Raw genomic sequence first — 23,949 nt, 5'->3', positions numbered from 1 at the left:
TCAACAATTGTTCATCTGACCCACCGCATCGGGAGCAAGCCCCCTCCCACATGGATTACTTCTGCTTTTCCAGCTGGTGGTATTTGCCGTCTTTATCCCACTGGTAAACCACGTAGTCGGAGACTTTCAGGTCACCCTTCGCGTCCCAGGTCTTCTCGCCCATCACGGTTTTGACCGGGTGCGCTTTCAGCCATTTGGCCGCGTCTTCGCCCTTGTTGGACTTGGCGCCATTGAAGCCGGCGGCCAGGGCCTGCAGCGAAGCGTAGGCGTACAGGGTGTAGCCCTCAGGCTCGTAGCCAGCCTTGCGGAACTCTTCCACGACGGCCTTGCTGTCAGGCAGCAGGCGCGGGTCGGCACCAAAGGTCATGTAGACGCCATCGACGTATTGCGCGCCGCCAGCGGTGGCCACCAGTTCATCGGTCACCACGCCGTCATCGGACATGAACTTGACGTCTTTCAGGCCGGCTTCACGAATCTGGCGAACCAATGGACCGGCTTCCGGGTGCAGGCCACCGAAGTACACGACGTCGGCGCCCAGGGAGCGGATTTTGGTGACCAGGGCACTGAAGTCTTTCTCGCCACGGGTCAGGCCTTCTTCCAGCACTGGCTTGACGCCGCGCTTGGTCAACTGGGCAGCGGTGGCGTCGGCCAGGCCTTTGCCGTAGGTGTCCTTGTCGTTGATGACGGCGACTTTCTTGCCCTTGAGCACATCGACGATGTAGTCGCCGGCGACGATGCCTTGCTGGTCGTCACGGCCGCACATACGGAACATGGCGCCCAGGCCGCGTTCGGTGACTTGTGGGTTGGTAGAGCCTGGGGTGATCGCGATGATGCCGGCTTCGTCGTAGACCTCGGAGGCCGGGATGGTGTTCGACGAGCAGAAGTGCCCGACCACGCCAATCACTTTGTCCTGGTCCGCCAGGCGGTTGGCCACGGCCACGGCCTGTTTCGGCTCACAGGCATCGTCGCCTGCCACCAGCACAACTTTCTCGCCGTTGATGCCGCCAGCCTTGTTGATCACCTCGGCTGCCGCCTGGGCACCCTTCATGTACTGCTCACCGAACGACGCGTTGGCGCCGGTCATCGGCCCCGCAACGCCAATCTTCACATCAGCTTGAACAAACGTAGAAACACCCAGCGCCGCTGCAACGGCGAGGGCCAGAAAACCTTTCTTGTAAAACGTCTGGGACATGAGTGGTGCTCCGATATTTTTGATTTTTGGCACTACAACTTGCGTTCAAACTTTTCACTGAAAGCCCAGAGCAAGCCTCGTGCCATTACGTTTTTATTCTTCAAAAAGACACGGTGTCATTGTTATTACAGGCCTTTCGGCTCCGCTCGCCAGGACGTGCAACCCTCTGGCATCAATAGGTGCAACCCACGGACCGAAAAAGTACAACCCTGACGGGTCGCACCTGTAACCAAAGCAATAAACGACAGTTCCTACAGCTGTAACAGGCTGCGTAACGGAACTGCACATTTACAGTGCGCGATTGCTACGACCTGCACCAATACAGATTAGTAGCCGGCTAAGAAAATGCAGGCTTCTGAGCGGTATTTCAGTGATCAGATCACGATCCTCAGGCATTGCCCGGCGTGATACAGCGAAAATCCGGCTTCATACAGGCAGCTGCGCAGGCCCACCCCAGCCAGCGGTTGCATGGGTGCAAACGGAATCGGCAACGCCTGGGGATTCTGGTGACACAAATAGTCGGCAAACGCCTTGCCGACCACGCTGCCGGTGGTCACGCCGCGCCCGTTATAGCCCGTTACCGCCACCAGGCCGGGGGCTGGCTCGAAGAGGCGCATCAGGTGATCGGGGGTGAAGGCGATGCAGCCGGTCCAGGTGAACTCCCATTGCACCGATTTGAGGTACGGGAAGTAATGCTGTTGCACCCGATCGGCCCAGGCCTTGAGGAACCACGCCGGTTTCTGGTTGCCGTTGCCCAGGCTGCCGAGCAACAGGCGGCCATCGGCATCGCGGCGAATGCTGCTCAACACCTGGCGTGTGTCCCATGAGCCTTGGCCGCCGGGCAGAATCTGCTCGGCGGCAGCGTCGGTCAGCGGTGCGGAGGCGACCTGGTAATAGTAGCCAGGGAAAAAATTGCGTCGCAGCTCGGTCCACTCACCTTCGGTGTAGGCGTTGGAGGCGATGACCACTTGTGCAGCCTGCACCGAACCGCTGGTGGTCTGAACTGACCAGCTCGCACCTTGGCGCTCCAACCGGGTGACCGGCGAATGGTCGAACAACTGCCCGCCGAGGCCCACGGCAGCATTCGCCAGGCCACTGGTGTAGGCCATCGGGTTCAAGGTGCCGGCACGCCGATCCAGCAAGGCGGCGGCGATTTTCTTCGTGCCGGTGGCGTGTTCGCAGGCCTGGCCGGTGAGCAATTCCACCGGCGCGCCACGGCGCTTCCATTGTTCTTCACGACTGCGCAAATCCGCCTCGCCACGGGCGTTATGCGCCATGTGCAAGGTGCCCTCGCGGCGCAATTGGCAATCGATGGTGTATTTGTCGATCAGCCTGAACACCAGCGACGGTGCCGCGCCGAGCATGCGGTTGAGCTGGCTGCCCACTGCTTCGCCGAAACCGGCTTCGATCTCGTCCGGGGGGATCCACAGGCCGGCATTCACCAACCCGACGTTGCGCCCCGAACCACCGTGACCGGTGCGATGAGCCTCCAGCACGGCGACGCTTTTACCCTGTTCCAGCAAGTGAATGGCGGCCGACAATCCGGTGATGCCGGCGCCGATCACGCACACATCCACCTTGACCTCGCCCGCCAGCGCCGCACGCTCCGGTCGGCCGGGGGTTAGGTGTTCCCACAAACATGTTTCGCGCAATGCCATTGCCAGACTCCGATGAGACCTAACAAACATCTAAATTCAGTTTTGACTTGGTAATCCAATCAACTGTGGGAGCGGGCTTGCTCGCGAAAGCGGTGGATCAGTCAACAGATATACAGCTGATCCATCGCATTCGCGAGCAAGCCCGCTCCCACATTTTTTCCGCGTTCCGGCAGGTATTTAGTCGAAGGTAATACCCTGCGCCAGCGGCAATTCCAGCGAGTAGTTCACGGTATTGGTCTGGCGGCGCATATACCCGCGCCATGCATCCGAACCTGACTCACGACCGCCACCGGTCTCTTTCTCACCGCCAAACGCGCCGCCAATCTCCGCGCCGCTCGGGCCGATGTTGACGTTGGCGATCCCACAGTCACTGCCCACTGCCGACATGAATTGCTCGGCCTCGCGCACGTCAGTGGTGAAGATGCACGACGACAGGCCTTGGGGCACGGCGTTGTTCAGGCGCAGGGCTTCGGCAAAGTCCTTGTAGCCGATCACGTACAGAATCGGCGCAAAGGTTTCAGTGCACACCACATCGCTCTGCTCAGGCATTTCCACGATGGCCGGCGATACGTAGTAGGCGTTGGGGAACGTGTCTTCCAGTTGGCGCTTGCCGCCGAACACCTTGCCGCCTTCGCTCAAGGCCTGCTCCAGGGCGTCCTGCATGTTGTCGAAGCCATGCTTGTCGATCAGCGGGCCGATCAGGTTGCCTTCCAGCGGGTGGCCGATGCGCACTTTGGAATAGGCGGCCTTGAGGCGGGTGACGATTTCTTCCTTGACCGACTCGTGGGCGATCAGCCGACGCAGGGTGGTGCAACGCTGGCCGGCGGTGCCGACGGCGCTGAACAGGATGGCGCGTACGGCCATGTCCAGGTCGGCGCTCGGGCCGAGGATCATGGCGTTGTTGCCGCCCAGTTCGAGGATGCTGCGGGCAAACCGCGCGGCAACTTTCGGCGCCACTTCGCGGCCCATGCGGGTGCTGCCGGTGGCGCTGATCAGCGCCACGCGGGGGTCATCCACCAGCGCAGCACCGGCGTCGCGGCCGCCGATGATCACCTGGCTCAAGTACTCGGGGGCGTCCTTGAAGTTCTTCAACACGCGCTCGAACAACGCCTGGCAGGCCAGGGCGGTGAGCGGGGTCTTTTCCGAAGGTTTCCAGATCACCGCGTTGCCGCATACCAGCGCCAGCGTGGTGTTCCACGCCCACACGGCCACCGGGAAGTTGAAGGCGCTGATCACCCCGACCACGCCCAGCGGGTGCCAGGTTTCACGCATGTGGTGGCCTGGGCGCTCGGAGGCGATGGTCAAGCCGTACAACTGGCGGGACAAACCCACGGCGAAATCGCAGATGTCGATCATTTCCTGCACTTCACCCAGGCCTTCCTGGGTGATCTTGCCGGCTTCCCAGGACACCAGCTCGCCCAGATCGGCCTTGTATTCGCGCAGTACATCGCCGAACTGGCGCACCAACTCGCCGCGACGCGGTGCCGGCACGTTGCGCCAGGCCTCGAATGCATGCTCGGCGCGACTGACCTGTTGCTCCACCTCGGCGGCACCTTCCCAGTGCACACTGCCGATACGGCTGCCATCAATCGGCGAATGCACGGGTTGTTTACCCGCCTGGTACAGCGCCGGGTTTACCCCGAGACGATCAAGCAATGCGGCAACCATGGGTCACTCCTTTAATCTTCGAACAAAAAATCGCACCGCGGCACGCACGGCGATCCAGGCCTTATTTGTAGCTGGCCCAAGACTTGCCAACAAACGACGATTAGGCGAGATATCATTCCGTTTATTCATGCAAAGAATAAAAAGAGGCGTGCCGTGCTGAACAGAAGACATTTGCCCTCGATCACCGCCCTGCAGTGTTTCGAGGCCGCCACCCGCCACTTGAGCTTCACCCGCGCCGCCGAGGAGCTGAACCTCACGCAAAGCGCAGTGAGCAAACAGGTCGCGCAGCTGGAAGAACTGCTCCAGCACCTGCTGTTCCGCCGCGTACGCCGCCGCTTGCAGATGACCCCGGCGGGCGACCTGTACCTGGTGGAAGTGCGCAAGATCCTCACGCAGGTGGAGATGTCGACCCACTACCTGCGCTCCTACGGCGGCGAGACCGAAGTGTTGCGCGTGTCCACGCCCTACACATTTGGCGCCCGCTGGCTGGTGCCGCGCCTCAAGGGCTGGCGCCTGCGCCACCCGCAGATCCACCTGGACCTGTGCAACGAACAGGAGCCGGACGAACTGCTGCAAGGCAAGGCCGACATGGCCTTCTACTTCGGCCAGGGCTCGCGCCCCGGCACCGAGAGCCTGAAACTGTTCAGCGAAGAGCTGGTGCCGGTGTGCGCCCCGGAAAGCCTGCCGGCGCAGCCGTTCACCGACCCCACGCAACTGAGCGACCTGGTGCTGCTGCAAAACGCCTCGCGCCCCCAGGGCTGGCATGACTGGTTTGCCGATCAGGGGTATCACACCGAGCACAGCTACCACGGCCCGCGTTTCGACACCTTTTATATGTGCATTCGTGCGGCGCAGGTGGGCTGTGGCGTGGCGCTGCTGCCGCGCTTCCTGGTGGAAGAGGAACTGGCCGACGGCAAGCTGGTGATCCCCTGGCAGCATGCGATGCCGAGCCAGGACGCGTATTACCTGGCCTATCCGGAGCATTCGGCGGAAGTGCCCAAGGTGCGGGAGTTTGTGAAGTGGATGATGGAGCAGGTTCTTTAGTGCCTGGAATACCGCTATCGGGGCAAGCCCCCTCCCACATTTGAAACACATTCCAAGCGTGGGAGGGGGCTTGCCCCCGATGACGCCAGTGGCCTCACTGAAAAAATCACTGGCAAAACCCCACAGGTCTATGCGCCACTAGCCCCCTTCCTTAATTGTGCGTGAAGGCCGGCGCCCATCGCCGACCCGTCTGGAGATTCCCGTTATGAGCGAGAGTGTGTTTGCCGATCGCATCGTGCAGAACCTGCTCGACACCGACTTCTACAAGCTGACCATGATGCAGGCGGTGCTGCACAACTACCCCAATGTGGAAGTTGAATGGGAGTTTCGTTGCCGTAACAGCGAAGACCTGCGCCCGTACCTGGCGGAGATCCGCTACCAGATCGAGCGCCTTGCCGAGTTGAGCCTGAGTCCGGACCAACTGGGCTTCCTGGAACGCATCAGCTTTATGAAGCCGGATTTTTTGCGTTTCCTTGGGCTGTTTCGCTTCAACCTGCGCTATGTGCAGACCGGCATCGAGAACGGCGAGCTGTTTATCCGCCTGCGCGGGCCGTGGCTGCATGTAATCCTCTTCGAAGTGCCGATGCTCGCGATCGTCAGCGAGGTGCGCAACCGCTACCGCTACCAGACCGTGATCCTCGAACAGGCCCGCGAGCAGCTGTACCGCAAGTTCGACTGGCTGACCGCCAACGCCAGCAGCGAAGAGCTGTCCGAGCTGCAAGTGGCCGACTTCGGCACGCGCCGGCGCTTCTCGTACCGCGTGCAGGAAGAAGTGGTCAGCGTGCTCAAGCATGACTTCCCCGGGCGCTTCGTCGGCACCAGCAACGTGCACCTGGCCCGCGAATTCGATATGAAGCCGCTGGGCACCATGGCCCACGAATGGATCATGGCCCACCAGCAACTCGGCCCGCGCCTGATCGACAGCCAGATCGCCGCCCTCGACTGCTGGGTTCGCGAATACCGGGGCCTGCTCGGTATCGCCCTGACCGATTGCATCACCACCGACGCTTTCCTCGGCGACTTCGACTTGTACTTCGCCAAGCTGTTCGATGGCCTGCGCCATGACTCCGGCGACCCGGTACAGTGGGCGGAAAAAGCCATTGCCCACTACCATAAGTTGGGCATCGAGCCGATGAGCAAGACCTTGGTGTTCTCCGACAGCCTGTCGCTGCCCAAGGCCCTGGAAATATTCCGGGCGCTGCGTGGTCGCATTAACGTGAGCTTCGGCATCGGCACCAACCTGACCTGCGATATTCCAGGGGTGGAACCGATGAGCATCGTGCTTAAAATGACCGCCTGCAATGGCCAGCCCGTCGCGAAGATCTCCGATGAAGCGGGCAAGACCCACTGCACCGACCCGAATTTTGTCGCCTATTTGCGTCACGTTTTCAAAGTACCTGCCCTTTCCAGCAAGGAGTGAATCATGCAAGCCGTACAGCGTGAGATTGCGCAGCAGCTCAAGGTCCAAGCACCGTTCAAGGACCAGGCCGCCCTCGAGGCCGAAGTTGCCCGGCGCGTGGCGTTTATTCAGGACTGCCTGCGCAATTCCGGGCTCAAGACATTGGTGCTGGGCATCAGCGGCGGTGTCGACTCCCTGACCGCAGGCCTTCTGGCCCAACGGGCGATACAGGAACTGCGCGCCAGCACCGGCGACGAGGCCTACCGCTTTATCGCCGTACGCCTGCCCTACGAAACCCAGTTCGATGAAATCGATGCCCAGGCGTCGGTGGATTTTATCGACCCGGACGAGCGCCACACCGTGAACATCGGCCCGGCGGTGAAATCCCTGGCCAATGAAGTGGCGGCGTTTGAAGGCAAGGCAGCGGTGTCCCGCGACTTCGTGCTCGGCAACACCAAGGCGCGCATGCGCATGGTGGCGCAGTACACCATCGCCGGCGCGGCCAGCGGCCTGGTGATCGGCACCGACCATGCGGCGGAAGCGGTGATGGGCTTTTTCACCAAGTTCGGTGATGGCGCATGCGACTTGGCACCGTTGAGCGGGCTGGTGAAAAATCAGGTACGCGCCATCGCGCGGTTCTTTGGAGCGCCGGAGTCGTTGGTGGAGAAGGTGCCGACGGCCGACTTGGAAGACCTGTCGCCGGGCAAGCCGGATGAGGCGTCACATGGCGTGACCTATGCCGAGATCGATGCGTTCCTGCACGGTGAGCCGGTGCGCGAGGAAGCGTTCCGGATTATTTGCGAGACGTACCGCAAGACCGAACACAAGCGGGTGATGCCGTTTGCGCCGTGAGGTGGGCCAGATAGTGGTGTGTTGATTGGCAGGCAGTCATCGGGGGGCAAGCCCCCGATGAACGATAACGCGGTCTTACTTGACGACCACAGTGCCTTTCATCATCGAGATGTGGCCCGGGAACGAGCAGAAGAATGCGTAATCCGTACCGGCGGCCAGTTTCGATACATCGAAGGTCACCGAATCCTTCTCGCCGGCGCCAATGATCTTGGTGTGGGCGATGATGCGGTCGTCACCCTCTTTCAGGTAGTTCTTGTCGATGCCAGCGCCCATGCCGTCAGTGGCAACCGGCTGCATGTTGGCGGCGCTGGTCAGCACCCAGTTATGACCCATGACGTTTTTCGGCAAGCTGCCGGAGTGAGTCAACTCGACGGTGAACGTCTTGCAGCTCTTGTCGATCGTGATTTCCTTGGTGTTGAAGGACATCTGATCGGTGGAGTCGACGGTGACCTTGCACTCTGCAGCAAGCAACTGGCCGCTAGCCAGCGTCAGCAGGGAAACAGCAACGAGTTTGGCGAACATGTGAATCTCCAAGGCAGGGTTTAAAAACGCGTATTGCGACAAGGGTGCCTCAAGCAGGCTGAAATTCTTATGATCTGAATCAACAGATTGTATACAACTTTAGGCTATCAGACTTATCGACACAATCTACCAGCTAAAGTCGCAGCACCTGCCTATGATCGGCCCATCACCCACTGGAGTCCGAGCCATGCACCTCAACCAACTGTTCAATGGCCTTCTGGCCGCGTACGCCTGCGGTAAGTGAAGGCCAAGCGCCCCTTGAAGCTGCTACCATGACGTCCCAAGGCAGCTGCGCGCCGCCACCCTCACCTTCGACCCTAGAGGATCGCCCATGGCCAAACCTAATTACTCCTTCGCCAAACGTCAGAGAGACTTGGCCAAGGAACAGAAGAAAGAGGAAAAGCTGCAACGCAAAAAAGCCGCTGTAGATGAAGAAGCCGGCGCACTCAACCCGGATGCTGATGGTGAAGTAACGAGCGACGAGACTGAAACACCAAAAGATCCAGCTGAATAATTATTTACTGTAGGAGCGAGCAAGCTCGCTCCTACACCAGCGGCATCACCGTCACCCGCACCTCAGGGTCATGGCTCCCTCCCCCCAGAATCACCCCACGCAACGGCGACACATCGGAGAAATCCCGGCCCCAGGCCAAGGTGATGTGCTCCAGTGCCGGCTGCACATTGTTCGTCGGATCGAAATCCACCCAGCCCGATACCGGGCAATACACCGAGACCCACGCGTGGGACGCGTCGGCGCCGATCAGCCGTGGCTGGCCGGGCGGTGGCTGGGTGAGCAGGTAGCCGCTGATGTAACGCGCCGCCAGGCCGCGCGAGCGCAGGCAGGCGAGCATCAGGTGGGCGAAGTCCTGGCACACGCCGCGGCGGCGCTCCAGCACTTCCACCAGTGGCGTGGCAACCTGGGTGGCTTCGGCATCGAAGGTGAATTCGCTGAAGATCTTTTCCATCAAGGCCTGCACCCCCAATAGCAACGGGGCACTGGGGGGGAAACAGCTCTCGGAAAACTCGACGAAGGTTTTTTTCAGGTGTACGTAGGGCGATTCGAAGCGATAACGGCAGGCTTCAATCAACTCGGGCGACAGCGGCTGGCTGCTGTAGGTCAGGCTGTCGCGGGTCTGGTCCCAGGCGGGCGAGTGCTGGAAATCCAGCACCGGCCGCGCCAGTACTTCCACAGTCAAACCGGCATTGACCAGCAATTCATCGTGGGGCCGTTCGAACGCCAGGCGGGTGATCGGGTTGCCGAACACGTCCAGCTCATCCCGGCGTGAAGACGGCTGCGGGCTGATATCCAGTTGCTGGTCGCTGCAACGCTGCCAGGCGCACGGCCTCGGCCATAAATGCGCCAGTTGCTGGGCCAGGGACACCGGGCTGTCGTAGTGGTAATGGGTATCGTGGAAAATCTGGTAGCGCGCACTCATCACACCGACACCGTTTGCTGGCTGACATCATCCACATGGGCAAAGTGGCGCAAAGCCAGACGATCCGACACTTGCCCACTCTCATCGGCGACCGCTTGCAGCAGGTCGGCCAGGCCTTCCAGCGCGGCATGCACGCTGGATTCGCCAAACAACGGGTTCTCCAGGCAACTCAGGTCGAAACGCGCCAGGCGCTCCACCAACGGCGCCAACCCGGTCTCCCGTGGCACACCGAAATCATCGTTAAGACGGCGCAGGGTACGGCTCACCAGTTTCAGCTGGAACAGCACCGCGTGGGGGTTTTGCTCGTCCAGCAGCAGCAGGTCGAGTACCGGAATCAGCTGCGGCACCGCCAGGTAGCGCGAGCGGTAGGTGATGCTGCTGTTGCCCAGCTCCAGCAACCACTCCAGCCCCGCCTGGTCGAACACCGCCACGCCGCGCAGGAATGCGGCCAGGCTGCTGCTGAGAAATTGCAGACGCTCGATGCGCCGGCCCATCATCAGGAAACGCCAGCCTTCGTCGCGGGTCATGTCGTCGAGGGCAAACCCGGACAGCGCCGCCAGGGACATCACCAGGCGGTTGAGAAAGTCCAGCAACTCACCAAAGTCAGGGCTTTCGCTTTCCAGCTCCAGGGCTTCACGCTGCAGCTCCACCAGGGCCTGCCAGTTCTCACGGGACAACTTGCCGCGCACCTGGGACGCCGCCCACTGCAAGCGTTGCAAGTTGGCGCGCAGGCTCGACGGCCAATCATCGCCGAGCAAGGCCGCCTGCAAACGCTCGGGCAACTCGCCCTCCTCCGGCAGCAGGCGCAGGTTTTCACCCAACTCGACCGCCGCCTGCAACGCCAGTGGGTCATCGCCGTCGACATAACGCGCCAGCACGATCCGCAGCCAGCGGGCGCTGTTGTCGCAGCGTTCGCAGTAACGGCCGAACCAGAACAGGTTTTCCACCACGCGGGACGGCAGATAAGGGTCGCGGCGCACCAGGTCGTGCGCACTAATCGCGCGCTGGGCGCGCCAATGCTCGCCACCGGTGGCACGTTCGCCCAGCACCCAGGTGTCCTTGCTGGCGCCGCCGCGCTGCATCGACACCACTTCGGCATCGGCATCGGCCGCCACGCGGGTCAGGCCGCCGGGCAGTACACGGTAGCCCTCCGCGCTGGCCACGGCATACACGCGCATGCCGATGGCGCGGTGTTGCAAGTGATCATCCACGGTGTGCCACACCGGTGCCTGGGACAGTTGCGCCAGCTCCTGGGCGACGTAGGCGTACGGCCGCGCACGCATGCGTTCGGCCAGGGCCTGGCGTTGTTCGTCGTTCAAGTCGCGACCGAATACCGGGGTGAAACTTTGCGACGGGAACGCGGGTTTGATCAGCAGTTCAGGCAGCTTCTCCAGGGCCTCGGCGAGTACCGGCGCCTCACCGCACCACCAGGTGGCGATGGACGGCAGGATCAACTCTTCGCCAAACAGGAACTGGTTGATCTTGGGCAGAAAGCCGAGCAATCCGGGGGACTCCAGCACGCCGCTGCCCAGGGCATTGGCCACCAGCACATTGCCCTGGCGCGCGGCGTCGAGCAGGCCGGGTACGCCGAGGGCGGAGTCGGTACGCAGCTCCAGCGGGTCGCAGAAGTCGTCATCGAGGCGACGCATGATCGCGTGCACCCGACGCAGGCCACTCAGGGTTTTCAGGAACACCGTGCTGTCGCGTACCGTGAGGTCGCCGCCTTCCACCAACGGGTAGCCGAGCTGGCGCGCGAGGTACAGGTGTTCGAAATAGCTCTCGTTGAAACGCCCAGGGGTGAGCAACACGATCAGCGGTGGCTGGTCATCGCTCGGTGCCTGGCGGGCCAGGGTTTCCTGGAGCGTGCGGAAGAAACCGGTGAGGTGCTGCACCTGCAGATCACGGTACAGGTCCGGGAAGGCGCGGGACACGATGGTGCGGTTTTCCAACGCATAACCGGCGCCCGAAGGCGCCTGCGTCCGGTCGGCGGTGACCCACCAGCGGCCATCCGGGGTACGCGCCAGGTCCACCGCATACAGGTGCAGAAACGCACCGTCAGGCGGTTGGATGCCCTGGCACGGCCACAGGAAATTGTTATGCCCGAAGACCAGCTCGGCCGGTAGCAGGCCTTCCTTGATCAAACGTTGCGGCCCGTAGAGGTCCGCCAGTACGGCGTTGAGCAAGCGCGCACGCTGGGCGATACCGGCTGACAGCTGCTGCCATTCATCGGCCGCCAGCACATGGGGCAGCAGGTCCAGTTCCCACGGGCGATCGGCGCCCTTGGGGTCGGCGTAGACGTTATAGGTCACGCCGTTTTCCTGGATCTGCCGGGTCAGCAGCGCCTGGCGCTGGGCCAGTTGCGCGGGTGTGCTGCGTTGCAGGTGATCAAGCAAGCGCTGCCAATGGGCGCGCACCGCGCCACTGTCGTCCAGCAGTTCGTGATAAGTACCCGCGGTCAGCGGGTATTGGTCGAGCAAGTCGGGCATGGAACGCTCGGCAGAGGCAAAGGGGCTCAGATTAACCTAACAAACACTGCAAATCCTCGTGGGAGGGAGCTTGCTCCCGATCGCGGTGGGTCAGTCAACCTATGTATCGGCTGATTCACCGTAATCGGGAGCAAGCGCCCTCCCACATTTGGATCGCATTTAGTCATTATTATTGGGGTGACGCCGTAGATCCAAGGTCATCGGGAATTCGTCATTGATCACAACACTCGGCACGGTGAGCTTCCCAGGCGTGTGGCCGAGACGGAAAAACCGCGCCATGCGCCGACTCTCAGCCTCATTGGCGTTCACCGGCAAGCTGTCGTAGTTACGCCCGCCCGGATGTGCAACATGGTACTGGCAGCCGCCCAGCGAGCGCTGCATCCAAGTGTCCAGCAGGTCGAATACCAGCGGCGCATGGACCGGGATGGTCGGTTGCAGGCAATTGGCCGGTTGCCAGGCGCGGTAACGCACGCCGGCGACGAATTCACCGATGCGCCCGGTCGGTTGCAGCGGCACCGGGATGCCATTGCAGGTCAGCAGGTAGCGTTGCGGCGGCAGCCCGCTCAACTTCACCTGCAAACGCTCCAGGGACGAATCCACATAACGCACCGTGCCGCCCACCGCGCCCTCTTCGCCCAGTACATGCCAAGGCTCCAGGGCCTGGCGCAGTTCCAGTTCGATCCCGCTGACGGCGTAATCGCCCACCTTGGGGAAGCGGAACTCCAGGTGCGCGGCGAACCATTCGGCACGCAACGGGTAACCGGCGGCGTTCAACTCGACGATCACGTCGGCAAAATCCTGCTCGATAAAGTGCGGCAACAGGAAGCGGTCATGCAACTCGGTGCCCCAGCGCGCCAATTTCGGTGGTGCATAGGGTTCACGCCAGAAGCGCGCGACCAGCGCCCGCAGCAGCAGTTGCTGGGTCAGGCTCATGCGCGCATGGGGCGGCATTTCGAAGGCGCGCAACTCGAGCAAGCCCAGGCGGCCAGTGGCACCGTCGGGCGAGTAGAGTTTGTCGATACAGAATTCGGCGCGGTGGGTGTTGCCCGTCACGTCGATCAACAGGTTGCGCAGCAGGCGATCCACCAACCACGGCGGGCATTCTTCACCCGGCTGCGGCATTTGGGCAAAGGCGATTTCCAGCTCATACAGCGCGTCGTTACGGGCTTCGTCCACCCGCGGAGCCTGGGAGGTCGGGCCGATAAACAGGCCGGAAAACAGGTACGACAGCGAGGGGTGGTTGTGCCAATAGCTGATCAGGCTGCGCAGCAGGTCGGGCCGGCGCAGGAACGGCGAATCCTTGGGCGTCGCGCCCCCCAGCACAAAGTGGTTACCGCCGCCGGTGCCGGTGTGGCGGCCGTCGATCATGAATTTTTCCGTGGTCAAGCGGGTTTGCCGTGCCTCTTCGTAGAGGAACTCGGTGCGCTCCACCAACTCGTCCCAGGTCGCAGACGGCTGCACGTTGACCTCGATCACACCCGGATCCGGCGTAACACGGAAGTTGCTCAGGCGCATATCGAACGGTGGTTCGTAGCCTTCCAGCAGCACCGGGCAGTGCAGTTCCTCGGCGGTGGCTTCGATGGCGGCCACCAGCTCCAGGTAATCCTCGACGCGCTCCAGCGGCGGCATAAACAGGTACAGGCGCCCTTCCCGCGCTTCGGCGCAGAGGGCGGTGCGGGTCAGCCAGTCGGCGGACTCGTCGACCTTGGGCACACGCTCGTCGCTCGGCGCAGGTTCGCCATGGCTTTGCAGTTGCGTGCTGGTCGGCAGTTCCGGCTGATCCTGGTTAGGGTCGGTGGGGTGCACGAACGGATACTCAGCCGCCGTCACCCACGGCTGCGAGGCCAACGGCAGGCGATAGCCCAGCGGCGAATCCCCCGGCACCAGGCGGCAATGGTTATCGCGCAGGTACCAACGCCCGCTCTGCCAGCGGTCATTGGCCGCTGTACGCGCCAGCGGCAACACCTGGCCGATGACTTTATCCAGGCCCTGGCTGAACACTTTGCGCAAGCGCTCGCGCTCCAGGTCGTCGCTCAAGCGAGGGTCCTGGGCGGTGACGTTTTGTGGCAACGCACCTTCGCGCCACAGGTAGTAGAAATTGTCTTCGAAGGCCGGGAATACAAAGCGCGCCGGCAGCTTGAGGCGCTCGGCGACGCTGGCCAGGAAGCGCCCAGCCATTACGCCATCAGCGCCGTAGTCCTGCTGTTCATCGGCAATAAGCGCGCTGTTGTGCCAGATGGGCACGCCGTCACGGCGCCAGTAGCAGTTAAGCGACCAGCGCGGCAATTGTTCGCCGGGGTACCACTTGCCCTGGCCGAAGTGCACCAGGCCCTTGGGTGCGTAGTGCTTGCGCATGCGCTGGAACAGTTCGGCGGACAAGCGTCGTTTATCCGGGCCGAGGGCAGCGGTGTTCCACTCGGCGCCGTCAGGGTCGTCAATGGAGACGAAGGTCGGCTCGCCGCCCATGGTCAGGCGCACATCATCCTTGAGCAGGTCGCCATCGATCTGCCGGCCGAGGGCCTGGATCGCCAGCCATTGCTCTTCGGTGTAGGGCTTGGTGACCCGTGGCGCTTCCCAGATGCGCTCAACCGACATCTCGTGGGTAAATTCGCACTCGCACGGCTCCACCAGCCCACTGATCGGTGCCGCAGACGATGGATCAGGACTACAGGCCAACGGGATATGCCCTTCACCGGCGAACAGCCCGGAAGTGGCATCCAGGCCGATCCAGCCGGCGCCGGGCAAATACACTTCGCACCAGGCATGCAAGTCGGTGAAGTCGACGTCGGTGCCGGAGGGGCCGTCGAGGGCTTTAACGTCGGCGGTCAACTGAATCAGATAACCGGACACAAACCGCGCCGCCAACCCGAGGTTGCGCAGTAACTGCACCAGCAACCAGGCCGAATCACGGCAGGAGCCGGATGCGTTTTCCAGGGTGAATTCCGGGGTTTGCACCCCCGGTTCCATGCGGATCAGGTAGCCGATGTCGGCGGCCAGGCGCTGGTTGAGGCCCACCAGGAAATCCACGGCCGGCAGGGGCGTACGGTCGATGCCGGCCAGGTAGGCGGCAAACTTCGGCGTCAGCGGTAGGGTTTCCAGGTACGGCGCCAGCTCGCGCTGCTCATCGGCGGCGTAGCTGAAGGGGATTTTTTCGGCGTAGGGCTCAAGGAAAAAGTCGAACGGGTTGAACACCGCCATCTCGGCGACCAGGTCGACTTCGATACGCAGCTCATCGGTCTTTTCCGGGAACACCAGACGCGCCAGGTAATTGCCCTGGGGGTCCTGCTGCCAATTGATGAAATGCTGCTCGGGCAGCACTTTGAGTGCATAGGACAAAATCCGCGTGCGGCTATGGGCCGCCGGGCGCAGACGTACGATCTGCGGGCCGAGTTCGACCGCGCGGTCGTAGCGGTAATGCGTAACGTGGTGCAACGCGACATGAATCGACACGGCGGCCTCCTGCGAGCCAGGGCATGGACACAAAGCGCGCAAGACTTATGCCAGAGCGGCGGTCATTGCGCTTTATCGTAAGACCCGGTGCAGTACAGCACCAAAACGGCGCCAACGTGTGCGCCCTGGTGCGAGGGTTGCACATATTTGTGGCGCACGTGTGGGCGTTGGTGGTGAATCTACCCAGTCAGCGCGCTTTGTGCCTGGCGATCACGGCGTCTTTAAGGCGGCGAACTTCCAGCAGCTTTTGGCGCATTTCGCGGTGGCGCTTGCTGTTGAGCAACAGCAAGCCCAGCAACGGAAACAGCACCGCCGAACCATAGACCAGGGTGTTGATGCCGTATTGAGTCATCGGCAACACGAACAACAGGCAGCACACCAGATAGCCCGTCACTAGCCTGGTCGCCCCCGGATACCCTCGAGCGATCATCACGTTGCCAAAGACCAGCACCGCCACTAGCACCAGGATCGCGCCTACTGAATAGTTGGCCTTGACCGCGGGATCAAGACCGCGCAAATAGGTCACGCCAGCCATGGAAACCGAGGCTGAGCCGGAGAAGATCGCCATGAAAGTCGTCCCCATGAAGACCGGGAAATAGCGCGCGAGGAAACCGTTTATCGAAGGCGGCTCCTTCACATGCGACTACTCGATCTGACGGTTGATTTAACCGCCTGCCGAATGCGACGGATTCCCACGAGTTTCGTGCGCATCTCTCGTTGAACCTTGCTGTTAAGTGTCAATAATCCGAGCAATGGGAATAACAGCGCCAACCCATAAAGGACTTTGTGAGGCTGGAATTGAACCATCGGAACTACAAACAGTAGACAGGCGACATAGATACCGACCATTACCCACACCCAGGAGGGTCGGCCCCGCAAAATCATAAAGTTGCTATGGACCGTCAACAGAATGAGCAGCGCCCCGGCAGACATGATCTTGAGCCCCACTTGAGCCATCGGCGCATCACGAAAATAGGTGATGAACGCCAGCGCCACAGCCAACGCCAAAGAAAAACACGCAGCAAATACGCCGCCCATAAACGTCAGAAAGTATTGTCTGAAAAAGTCGCGTAGCGTCATCAATTCGCTCATTCGCTTACCTCCTCGTACAGTCCAATCGCGATGGTGTTGACGTTTCCGGAGTACGCACTCCCGCCAAACCCAACGCTTGCGCCCAGGACATCTTTGATCTGGGTAGTGGTGCTGTGCTTGAGCTGCGTAGGGGTAAAACGCTTGGTGAGTTCGCCCGACGCCTGCCTCAATTTGATCATCTTCGCGGTCAAGCTGGGATGGTTGATGCTCAGCAGCTCTTTCGTCAGCTTGGCTCTTTCCTGGCGATTCAAACCGCGAAGCACATCACGCAGGCTCTTGCCCGTCGATGCTTTGGCGGCCCTGACCAGCTTGACCGTCGTCAGGGCCGAAGCGCCCACGCCTGCCAGTGATACGGCGTCCAGCACGATGGACGCATTCTGGTACCAGCCTTCACTGTCGAGCGAATCCTTGACCTCAGGTTTAGCGACTTCCAGCGCTGTTCGGGCAATGCCGTTGAAACACTGAAGCGTACTTGCGCCGGCAGCCGCATATCCCACTACAACGATGACGGAACTGGCGCCAGCGCTGAAAGGCACCAGAATTGTTCCACTGGCGATCGCAGCCCAACTGATGACCGCCCCCAAGCAGGAGATTCCGGTATTCACGGCTTCGCCAATCAGTCGCGATTCTCGAGGATTGCTCACGACATGTTGAGCAAACTGTGTTGGCGCAATGTACTTCTGCGCCTCACGCAAAATGATGCGCTTGGGCTTGATGCTGCAGATCGGCTTGAATTCGCGCAGGGTAATGACGTTGAAGTCGGCGTCGATGTAGACAACGCCTGCGCCAACGATGCCTGGATCGGCGTCGATGGCCGCAAACAGGCTCGGCAGGTTGATCTGGCTTTCGATGCGCTGGCGGGCCATGAACTGGGAACGGTTGGAGTCCATGCCGATGTTGAGCAGGGGGTTGCTCATGGGGTGTTCATCCTTGAAGGGGTGGTGACTGGACTGATGCTATCGGGGGCAAGCCCCCTCCCACACTTGATGTGTGAATACATTCAAAATGTGGGAGGGGGCTTGCCCCCGATAGCAATTTAATGGGCGCCACATTAACAAACAGACTCCCCACCGCCTAGAAAGCAAAACGCCAGCACAAGGCTGGCGTTTGCATTTTCAAGCGACGATCAACGCGGCACGACCGGCTTGCGGGCTGGCTTGCCGCCCTTGCCCTTGGCTGCATCGCTACGTTCTTTAGCTGCCTGCTTGTTACGTGCCTGCGCCGCAGCCTTGGCTTGTTCGCGCTTGTCCCACGGGTTGCTGCCGTCGCTGCCACGGGGCGGCAGGCCGGTGTGCTGGGTGAGGATCTTGGTGGTGGTTTCCTTCGCAACCTTGTGGCTGCCAGCCGGCGTCGAGTTCTTGCGACGGGCGCTCTGGTAGCTGTCGGTGGACGGCTGATGCAGCGGAATCAACTGATCCTTGCCCGGCCCGATCAGGTCGGCACGGCCCATGCGGGTCAGCGCTTCACGCAGCATCGGCCAGCCTTTCGGGTCGTGATAGCGCAGGAACGCCTTGTGCAGACGGCGCTGCTCCTCGCTCTTGACGATGGTCACCGCGTCGCTCTTGTAGGTGACCTTGCGCAGCGGGTTCTTGCCCGAGTGGTACATCGCGGTGGCGGTGGCCATCGGCGACGGGTAGAACGCCTGCACCTGGTCGGCGCGGAAGCCGTTGCCCTTGAGCCACAGGGCCAGGTTCATCATGTCTTCATCGGTGGTGCCGGGGTGGGCCGCGATGAAGTACGGGATCAGGTACTGCTCCTTGCCCGCCTCCTTGGTGTACTTCTCGAACATGCGCTTGAACTTGTCATAGCTGCCAATGCCCGGCTTCATCATCTGGTTGAGCGGACCTTCCTCGGTGTGTTCCGGGGCGATCTTGAGGTAGCCACCGACGTGGTGGGTCACCAGCTCCTTGACGTATTCCGGCGACTCGACCGCGAGGTCGTAACGCAGGCCGGAAGCGATCAGGATCTTCTTCACACCCGGCAACGCACGGGCGCTGCGGTACAGCTGGATCAACGACGAGTGGTCAGTGTTCAGGTTCGGGCAGATGCCGGGGAACACGCACGACGGCTTGCGGCACGCGGATTCGATTTCCGGGCTCTTGCAGGCGATGCGGTACATGTTCGCGGTCGGGCCGCCAAGGTCGGAGATCACACCGGTGAAGCCGGGAACCTTGTCGCGGATCTCTTCGATTTCGCGAATGATCGACTCTTCGGAACGGTTCTGGATGATCCGGCCTTCGTGCTCGGTGATCGAGCAGAAGGTGCAGCCGCCGAAGCAGCCACGCATGATGTTCACCGAGAAACGGATCATGTCGTAGGCCGGGATCTTCTCCTTGCCGTACGCCGGGTGCGGAACACGGGCGTAAGGCATGCCGAACACGTAGTCCATTTCTTCGGTGGTCATCGGAATGGGCGGCGGGTTGAACCACACGTCCACGTCACCGTGCTTCTGCACCAGGGCGCGGGCGTTGCCTGGGTTGGTTTCCAGGTGGAGGACGCGGTTGGCGTGGGCATACAGCACCGAGTCGCCACGGACTTTTTCCACGGACGGCAGACGAATGACCGTCTTGTCGCGGGTCATGCGCGGGCTGGCCAGGATCTGTACGACCTTGGCTTCTTCCGGGTCTTCAACCGGGCCCTTTTCCTGCTCGATGGCGCAGGCCTGGGTGTCCTGGGTATTCACGTACGGGTTGATGATCTTGTCGATCTTGCCCGGACGGTCGATACGGGTGGAGTCCACCTCGTACCAGCCTTCGGGCGTGTCACGGCGAATGAACGCGGTACCGCGCACATCGGTGATGTCTTCGATCTTGTGGCCCCACGACAGGCGCTGGGCGACTTCAACGATGGCCCGCTCGGCGTTGCCGTACAGCAGGATATCGGCGGTGGCGTCGATCAGGATCGAGTTGCGCACGCGGTCCTGCCAGTAGTCGTAGTGAGCGATGCGGCGCAGGGACGCTTCGATGCCGCCGAGTACGATCGGCACGTTCTTGTAGGCTTCCTTGCAACGCTGGCTGTACACCAGGCTGGCGCGGTCCGGACGTTTGCCGGCCATGCCGCCTGGGGTGTAGGCGTCGTCGGAACGGATTTTCTTGTCGGCGGTGTAGCGGTTGATCATCGAGTCCATGTTGCCGGCCGCGACGCCGAAGAACAGGTTCGGCTCGCCGAGCTTCATGAAGTCGTCTTTGGACTGCCAGTTCGGCTGCGCAATGATCCCGACGCGGAAGCCCTGGGACTCCAGCAGCCGGCCGATGATGGCCATGCCGAACGACGGGTGGTCCACGTAGGCATCACCGGTGACGATGATGATGTCGCAGGAATCCCAGCCAAGCTGATCCATCTCCTCCCTGCTCATCGGCAGGAATGGCGCAGGACCGAAACATTCGGCCCAGTACTTGGGATAGTCAAATAACGGCTTGGCTGTTTGCATGACGGTGACCGGTGTTGAGATGAAAAATCGCGGGCGCGGAATATAGCACAAATTTTGACCAATTCCGACGGTAATGGTCGGAATTGAACAGAAGGGTTATTCGTCGTCGTCGAAGTTGTAGCTGCCCGGCGCCAGGTTCTCGAAACGCGTGTATTTACCGATGAATGCGAGGCGAATAAAGCCGATCGGGCCGTTACGCTGCTTGCCGATAATGATTTCGGCAATGCCTTTGTGCTCGGTCTCGGGGTGATACACCTCGTCGCGGTACACGAACATGATCACGTCAGCATCCTGCTCGATCGCTCCGGATTCCCGCAAGTCGGAGTTCACCGGGCGTTTGTTGGGGCGTTGCTCCAGGGAACGGTTGAGCTGGGACAGCGCGACTACCGGGCAGTTGAATTCCTTGGCCAGGGCCTTGAGGGACCGGGAGATCTCGGAAATCTCGTTGGTCCGGTTATCGCCGCTGGAGCCCGGGATCTGCATCAACTGCAGGTAGTCGATCATGATCAGGGCGATATCACCGTGCTCACGTACCAGGCGACGGGTACGTGCGCGCATCTCGGACGGGCTGATACCGGCGGTGTCATCGATAAACAGCTTGCGGTCGTTGAGCAGGTTGACCGCCGAAGTGAGGCGCGGCCAGTCGTCGTCTTCCAGGCGGCCGGCACGGACCTTGGTCTGGTCGATACGGCCCAGGGACGACAGCATACGCATGATCAGCGATTCGCCTGGCATCTCGAGGGAGTACACCAGTACGGTCTTGTCGCTGCGCAACACGGCGTTTTCCACCAGGTTCATCGCAAAGGTGGTCTTACCCATGGATGGACGGCCGGCGACGATGATCAGGTCGGACGGCTGCAGGCCGCTGGTCTTCTCGTCGAGGTCGGTGTAGCCGGTGGAAATACCGGTGATGGCGTTGTCGGTGTTGAACAAAGTGTCGATGCGGTCGATGGCCTTGGTCAGCAGGTCGTTGACGCTGACCGGGCCACCGGTTTTCGGGCGCGCCTCGGCGATCTGGAAAATCTGGCGCTCGGCTTCGTCGAGGATTTCGGCGGCAGTGCGGCCTTCGGGGTTGAAGGCGCTGTCGGCGATTTCGGTGCTGATGCCGATCAGTTGGCGCAGGGTGGCGCGCTCGCGAACGATCTGGGCATAGGCCTTGATGTTGGCGACGGACGGCGTGTTTTTTGCCAATTCACCAAGGTAGCCCAGGCCACCGACCTGGGATGTCTGGCCTTCCTTGTCCAATTGCTCGGCCAGGGTCACCACGTCGATTGGCGAGTTCTGGTCGGCCAGTTTGGCGATGGCACGGAAGATCAGGCGGTGGTCATGACGATAAAAATCACCGTCCGAGACTTGATCCAGCACGCGTTCCCAGGCGTTGTTGTCCAGCATCAGGCCACCGAGCACGGCCTGTTCGGCCTCGATGGAATGCGGCGGCACCTTCAGGGCAGCGGTTTGCAGATCGTATTGCTCAGGAGCTGAAATATCGTTCATGGCCACTTGGAATTAGGGGATTGTAGAAAAACAAAAGGCACGACCTGTAAACAGGATCGTGCCCGATGTTAACTGCCTGACACGCGAGGTGCCAGTCAGTTAGGTGTTGCTTAAGCTGCTACCACGACAACGCGTACGGTGGCTTCAACTTCGGCGTGCAGGTGCACGGCTACGTCGAATTCGCCTACGTTGCGGATGGTGCCGTTCGGCAGACGAACTTCGCTCTTCTGCACTTCAACGCCGGAGGCGGTCAGTGCATCAGCGATGTCGTGGGTGCCGATCGAACCGAACAGCTTGCCTTCGTCACCGGCGGTGGCAGTGATAGTCACTTCCAGCTCAGCCAGTTGGGCAGCGCGAGTTTCGGCCGAAGCTTTTTTGTCTGCTGCTGCTTTTTCCAGCTCAGCACGTCGCTCTTCAAACGCAGCCAGGTTGGCAGCGGTTGCAGCGGTGGCTTTGCCGTAAGGCAGCAGGTAGTTACGACCGTAGCCGGCCTTAACGTTCACTTTGTCGCCCAGGTTGCCCAGGTTGGCGACTTTTTCCAGAAGGATCAGTTGCATGTGAAAATCCTCTAACTTTTAACCTTCACCGTTCGCGTTATCGGCGTCTTTCGGCGCCAGACGACCGCGAAAATCAATCAGGCCGTCGACAATGGCCAGAACCACGAGTAACGGATAGATCAGCTGCATGAACAGCAACATCGTTACGTACAACCCCACCAGCCAGAACCTGGCCAGGCGCTTCTGCGCGACCAGCCCGTGAATCAGGGCCAGCCCGGCAAACACCAGCGGTACGCTGCAAAACAGCACGGTCAAGGCCATCTGCGAACCGAGGTTCGGTCCGACAACCATGAGTGCCAGCAGCAACATCGCCGGGCCCACAGGGATTCTGATACTGCGAAATTCGCGACCAAAACCACCCGGGTTGTACAACAACGCCTGCCAATAACGCCCAAGCATCAGGCTCAGCACGCTGACGATCTGCATCATTACCGCCATCAGGCCGATCAGGGCCGGTGCAACCAGTGTCGCAAGACGCGCTCGCTCATCTACCGAAAGCTGCTGGTAGAGTTCCCCGAGGGCCAGCGGCAGGATCTTGACGATCTCCTGCGCCAGCGCCTCGATTTGCGGGCGGAAAGCCGCGTCAATCAACACTGAAAACACCAGCCCCAATGCCACGCTGACCAGCAGCGTGCGGACCCAGGACTCACTTGCGCGCAAAACCAACGCAAGGCTCGACGACCCCAGCAGCACCAAAAGTACCTTGGGTTCGCCCAATTGCAGCCACCAGATCAAGGCGGCTACCAGTCCCAGGGCCAGGATGCCAAAGGCATCCTGCAAACCGCGCCGCAGCAGCACAAGGCAACCTGCGGCAGCACCCAACCAATAAAGCAACGGCAATGCCGCACATCCAGCCACTACCAGAGTGGCCTGCACACGACCGCGCATGATGAACTCAGCTAAGGCGCGCATGCATTCAATCCCTTACTACTTGTCGACTGCCCGGTCTCAGCGGCCGTGGCTGTCGGTGTAGGCCAGCAGGGCCAGGAAGCGGGCGCGCTTGATAGCGGTGGCCAGCTGACGCTGATAACGTGCTTTGGTACCGGTGATACGGCTTGGAACAATTTTGCCGGTCTCGGATACGTAGGCTTTCAGAGTGTTGAGATCTTTGTAATCGATCTCCTTCACTTCTTCAGCGGTGAAGCGGCAAAACTTACGACGACGGAAGAAACGTGCCATTTGATAGGCTCCTTAATAAGGTCCGTGGATTACTCGTCAGCGTTATCGCTGCTGTCGCTGTCATCACTATCAGCGCTATCAGCGCCTTCGTGCTCAGGACGGTCGCGACGCTCACGGCGCTCACTGCGGTTTTCTTCAGCCTTGAGCATCTCGGATTGGCCGGTAACGGCTTCTTCGCGACGGATGACCAGGTTACGGATCACTGCATCGTTGTAGCGGAAGTTGTCTTCCAGCTCGGCCAGGGCCTTGCCAGTGCACTCAACGTTCAGCATCACGTAGTGAGCCTTGTGAACATTGTTGATTGCGTAGGCCAGTTGACGACGACCCCAATCTTCCAGACGGTGGATTTTGCCGCCGTCTTCTTCGATCAGCTTGGTGTAACGCTCAACCATGCCGCCGACTTGCTCGCTTTGATCCGGGTGGACCAAAAAGATGATTTCGTAATGACGCATGAATGCTCCTTACGGGTTGTAGCCTGCCGCTCAAAAAC

20 protein-coding genes are annotated in these 23,949 nt (G+C 61.0%); 4 read left to right on the top strand and 16 right to left on the bottom strand.

Annotation, left to right across the window (positions count from 1 at the left end; genetic code table 11):
• Window positions 1-55: 55 nt before the first annotated feature.
• The 3 genes from ACHPFG_RS03700 to amaB all read right to left on the bottom strand — a co-directional run bounded on the left by ACHPFG_RS03700 (window position 56) and on the right by amaB (window position 4,518).
• Window positions 56-1,192 (bottom strand): branched-chain amino acid ABC transporter substrate-binding protein, encoded by a 1,137-nt coding sequence (locus ACHPFG_RS03700; protein ID WP_027607701.1) that lies wholly within the window; start codon window positions 1,190-1,192, stop codon window positions 56-58.
• Window positions 1,193-1,566: 374 nt separating this feature from the next.
• Window positions 1,567-2,850 carry an L-pipecolate oxidase gene (amaA, locus tag ACHPFG_RS03695; RefSeq protein ID WP_431701634.1) on the bottom strand — a complete coding sequence of 428 codons (1,284 nt, stop codon included), beginning with the start codon at window positions 2,848-2,850 and terminating at the stop codon, window positions 1,567-1,569.
• A 177-nt stretch (window positions 2,851-3,027) separates the two neighbouring features.
• Window positions 3,028-4,518, bottom strand: a complete 1,491-nt coding sequence (gene amaB / locus ACHPFG_RS03690; protein ID WP_431701633.1) for an L-piperidine-6-carboxylate dehydrogenase — start codon at window positions 4,516-4,518, stop codon at window positions 3,028-3,030.
• 153 nt (window positions 4,519-4,671) lie between these two features.
• Between amaB and ACHPFG_RS03685 the strand changes: the two genes are divergently transcribed.
• The 3 genes from ACHPFG_RS03685 (at window position 4,672) to nadE (ending at window position 7,813) form a co-directional block, all read left to right on the top strand.
• A complete protein-coding gene (locus ACHPFG_RS03685) occupies window positions 4,672-5,562 on the top strand; it encodes a LysR family transcriptional regulator (RefSeq protein ID WP_131696752.1) in 891 nt (296 codons plus the stop codon).
• Between the two features lie 205 nt (window positions 5,563-5,767).
• A complete protein-coding gene (gene pncB / locus ACHPFG_RS03680; protein ID WP_116627318.1) occupies window positions 5,768-6,982 on the top strand; it encodes a nicotinate phosphoribosyltransferase in 1,215 nt (404 codons plus the stop codon).
• A 3-nt stretch (window positions 6,983-6,985) separates the two neighbouring features.
• A complete protein-coding gene (nadE, locus tag ACHPFG_RS03675) occupies window positions 6,986-7,813 on the top strand; it encodes an ammonia-dependent NAD(+) synthetase (RefSeq protein ID WP_131696753.1) in 828 nt (275 codons plus the stop codon).
• Between the two features lie 75 nt (window positions 7,814-7,888).
• Here nadE and azu read toward each other — a convergent pair whose 3' ends face one another.
• Window positions 7,889-8,335 (bottom strand): azurin, encoded by a 447-nt coding sequence (azu, locus tag ACHPFG_RS03670; protein WP_340053435.1) that lies wholly within the window; start codon window positions 8,333-8,335, stop codon window positions 7,889-7,891.
• Between the two features lie 331 nt (window positions 8,336-8,666).
• On the opposite strand from azu, the gene ACHPFG_RS03665 reads away from it, so the two are divergent.
• The gene (locus ACHPFG_RS03665; protein ID WP_092490350.1) at window positions 8,667-8,849 is read left to right on the top strand and encodes a hypothetical protein; all 183 of its coding nucleotides are present in this window, start codon (window positions 8,667-8,669) and stop codon (window positions 8,847-8,849) included.
• 31 nt (window positions 8,850-8,880) lie between these two features.
• On the opposite strand, the gene ACHPFG_RS03660 is transcribed toward ACHPFG_RS03665, so the two are convergent.
• The 12 genes from ACHPFG_RS03660 to rpsF all read right to left on the bottom strand — a co-directional run bounded on the left by ACHPFG_RS03660 (window position 8,881) and on the right by rpsF (window position 23,911).
• Entirely contained in the window at window positions 8,881-9,771 is an 891-nt protein-coding gene (locus ACHPFG_RS03660; RefSeq protein ID WP_431701632.1) for a transglutaminase family protein, read from the bottom strand.
• Complete coding sequence (locus ACHPFG_RS03655) at window positions 9,771-12,257, bottom strand: circularly permuted type 2 ATP-grasp protein (RefSeq protein ID WP_431701631.1); 2,487 nt, start codon at window positions 12,255-12,257, stop codon at window positions 9,771-9,773. The genes ACHPFG_RS03660 and ACHPFG_RS03655 overlap by 1 nt, the downstream gene beginning before the upstream one ends.
• 159 nt (window positions 12,258-12,416) lie before the next feature.
• Window positions 12,417-15,707, bottom strand: a complete 3,291-nt coding sequence (locus tag ACHPFG_RS03650) for a DUF2126 domain-containing protein (protein ID WP_145336023.1) — start codon at window positions 15,705-15,707, stop codon at window positions 12,417-12,419.
• A gap of 187 nt (window positions 15,708-15,894) precedes the next feature.
• Window positions 15,895-16,275 (bottom strand): hypothetical protein, encoded by a 381-nt coding sequence (locus ACHPFG_RS03645; RefSeq protein WP_431701630.1) that lies wholly within the window; start codon window positions 16,273-16,275, stop codon window positions 15,895-15,897.
• 65 nt (window positions 16,276-16,340) lie between these two features.
• Complete coding sequence (locus ACHPFG_RS03640; protein ID WP_024073094.1) at window positions 16,341-16,799, bottom strand: hypothetical protein; 459 nt, start codon at window positions 16,797-16,799, stop codon at window positions 16,341-16,343.
• The gene (locus ACHPFG_RS03635; RefSeq protein WP_431701629.1) at window positions 16,796-17,716 is read right to left on the bottom strand and encodes an NAD synthetase; all 921 of its coding nucleotides are present in this window, start codon (window positions 17,714-17,716) and stop codon (window positions 16,796-16,798) included. Before ACHPFG_RS03635 ends, ACHPFG_RS03640 begins: the two co-directional genes overlap by 4 nt.
• Before the next feature lie 209 nt (window positions 17,717-17,925).
• Window positions 17,926-20,229: a YgiQ family radical SAM protein gene (locus tag ACHPFG_RS03630; protein WP_431701628.1), complete on the bottom strand. Its 2,304-nt coding sequence runs from the start codon at window positions 20,227-20,229 to the stop codon at window positions 17,926-17,928.
• 96 nt (window positions 20,230-20,325) lie between these two features.
• A complete protein-coding gene (dnaB, locus tag ACHPFG_RS03625; RefSeq protein WP_017526410.1) occupies window positions 20,326-21,723 on the bottom strand; it encodes a replicative DNA helicase in 1,398 nt (465 codons plus the stop codon).
• Window positions 21,724-21,833: 110 nt separating this feature from the next.
• Window positions 21,834-22,280, bottom strand: a complete 447-nt coding sequence (rplI, locus tag ACHPFG_RS03620) for a 50S ribosomal protein L9 (RefSeq protein ID WP_003171376.1) — start codon at window positions 22,278-22,280, stop codon at window positions 21,834-21,836.
• A gap of 18 nt (window positions 22,281-22,298) precedes the next feature.
• Window positions 22,299-23,192, bottom strand: a complete 894-nt coding sequence (locus tag ACHPFG_RS03615) for a hypothetical protein (protein ID WP_431701627.1) — start codon at window positions 23,190-23,192, stop codon at window positions 22,299-22,301.
• Window positions 23,193-23,228: 36 nt separating this feature from the next.
• Window positions 23,229-23,459 carry a 30S ribosomal protein S18 gene (gene rpsR / locus ACHPFG_RS03610; RefSeq protein ID WP_003171373.1) on the bottom strand — a complete coding sequence of 77 codons (231 nt, stop codon included), beginning with the start codon at window positions 23,457-23,459 and terminating at the stop codon, window positions 23,229-23,231.
• A gap of 29 nt (window positions 23,460-23,488) precedes the next feature.
• A complete protein-coding gene (gene rpsF, locus ACHPFG_RS03605; RefSeq protein WP_003171371.1) occupies window positions 23,489-23,911 on the bottom strand; it encodes a 30S ribosomal protein S6 in 423 nt (140 codons plus the stop codon).
• Between the last annotated feature and the right edge of the window lie 38 nt (window positions 23,912-23,949).

It is taken from the genome of Pseudomonas sp. BR20 (assembly GCF_050780135.1).
GTDB lineage: Bacteria > Pseudomonadota > Gammaproteobacteria > Pseudomonadales > Pseudomonadaceae > Aquipseudomonas.
The sequence above is the reverse complement of the archived record's forward strand: the minus strand, read 5'-3'. Positions and strand labels throughout refer to the sequence as shown.

Bases quoted from the DNA above. Each gene is read 5' to 3' on its own strand.
- ACHPFG_RS03655 (WP_431701631.1), bottom strand. From the start codon at position 12,257: ATGCCCGACTTGCTCGACCAATACCCGCTGACCGCGGGTACTTATCAC.
- ACHPFG_RS03635 (WP_431701629.1), bottom strand. From the start codon at position 17,716: ATGAGCAACCCCCTGCTCAACATCGGCATGGACTCCAACCGTTCCCAG.
- amaA (WP_431701634.1), bottom strand. From the start codon at position 2,850: ATGGCATTGCGCGAAACATGTTTGTGGGAACACCTAACCCCCGGCCGA.
- nadE (WP_131696753.1), top strand. From the start codon at position 6,986: ATGCAAGCCGTACAGCGTGAGATTGCGCAGCAGCTCAAGGTCCAAGCA.
- rpsR (WP_003171373.1), bottom strand. From the start codon at position 23,459: ATGGCACGTTTCTTCCGTCGTCGTAAGTTTTGCCGCTTCACCGCTGAA.
- ACHPFG_RS03645 (WP_431701630.1), bottom strand. From the start codon at position 16,275: ATGGCGATCTTCTCCGGCTCAGCCTCGGTTTCCATGGCTGGCGTGACC.
- ACHPFG_RS03640 (WP_024073094.1), bottom strand. From the start codon at position 16,799: ATGAGCGAATTGATGACGCTACGCGACTTTTTCAGACAATACTTTCTG.
- pncB (WP_116627318.1), top strand. From the start codon at position 5,768: ATGAGCGAGAGTGTGTTTGCCGATCGCATCGTGCAGAACCTGCTCGAC.
- azu (WP_340053435.1), bottom strand. From the start codon at position 8,335: ATGTTCGCCAAACTCGTTGCTGTTTCCCTGCTGACGCTGGCTAGCGGC.
- amaB (WP_431701633.1), bottom strand. From the start codon at position 4,518: ATGGTTGCCGCATTGCTTGATCGTCTCGGGGTAAACCCGGCGCTGTAC.
- ACHPFG_RS03615 (WP_431701627.1), bottom strand. From the start codon at position 23,192: ATGCGCGCCTTAGCTGAGTTCATCATGCGCGGTCGTGTGCAGGCCACT.
- ACHPFG_RS03665 (WP_092490350.1), top strand. From the start codon at position 8,667: ATGGCCAAACCTAATTACTCCTTCGCCAAACGTCAGAGAGACTTGGCC.
- ACHPFG_RS03630 (WP_431701628.1), bottom strand. From the start codon at position 20,229: ATGCAAACAGCCAAGCCGTTATTTGACTATCCCAAGTACTGGGCCGAA.
- rpsF (WP_003171371.1), bottom strand. From the start codon at position 23,911: ATGCGTCATTACGAAATCATCTTTTTGGTCCACCCGGATCAAAGCGAG.
- dnaB (WP_017526410.1), bottom strand. From the start codon at position 21,723: ATGAACGATATTTCAGCTCCTGAGCAATACGATCTGCAAACCGCTGCC.
- ACHPFG_RS03660 (WP_431701632.1), bottom strand. From the start codon at position 9,771: ATGAGTGCGCGCTACCAGATTTTCCACGATACCCATTACCACTACGAC.
- ACHPFG_RS03700 (WP_027607701.1), bottom strand. From the start codon at position 1,192: ATGTCCCAGACGTTTTACAAGAAAGGTTTTCTGGCCCTCGCCGTTGCA.
- rplI (WP_003171376.1), bottom strand. From the start codon at position 22,280: ATGCAACTGATCCTTCTGGAAAAAGTCGCCAACCTGGGCAACCTGGGC.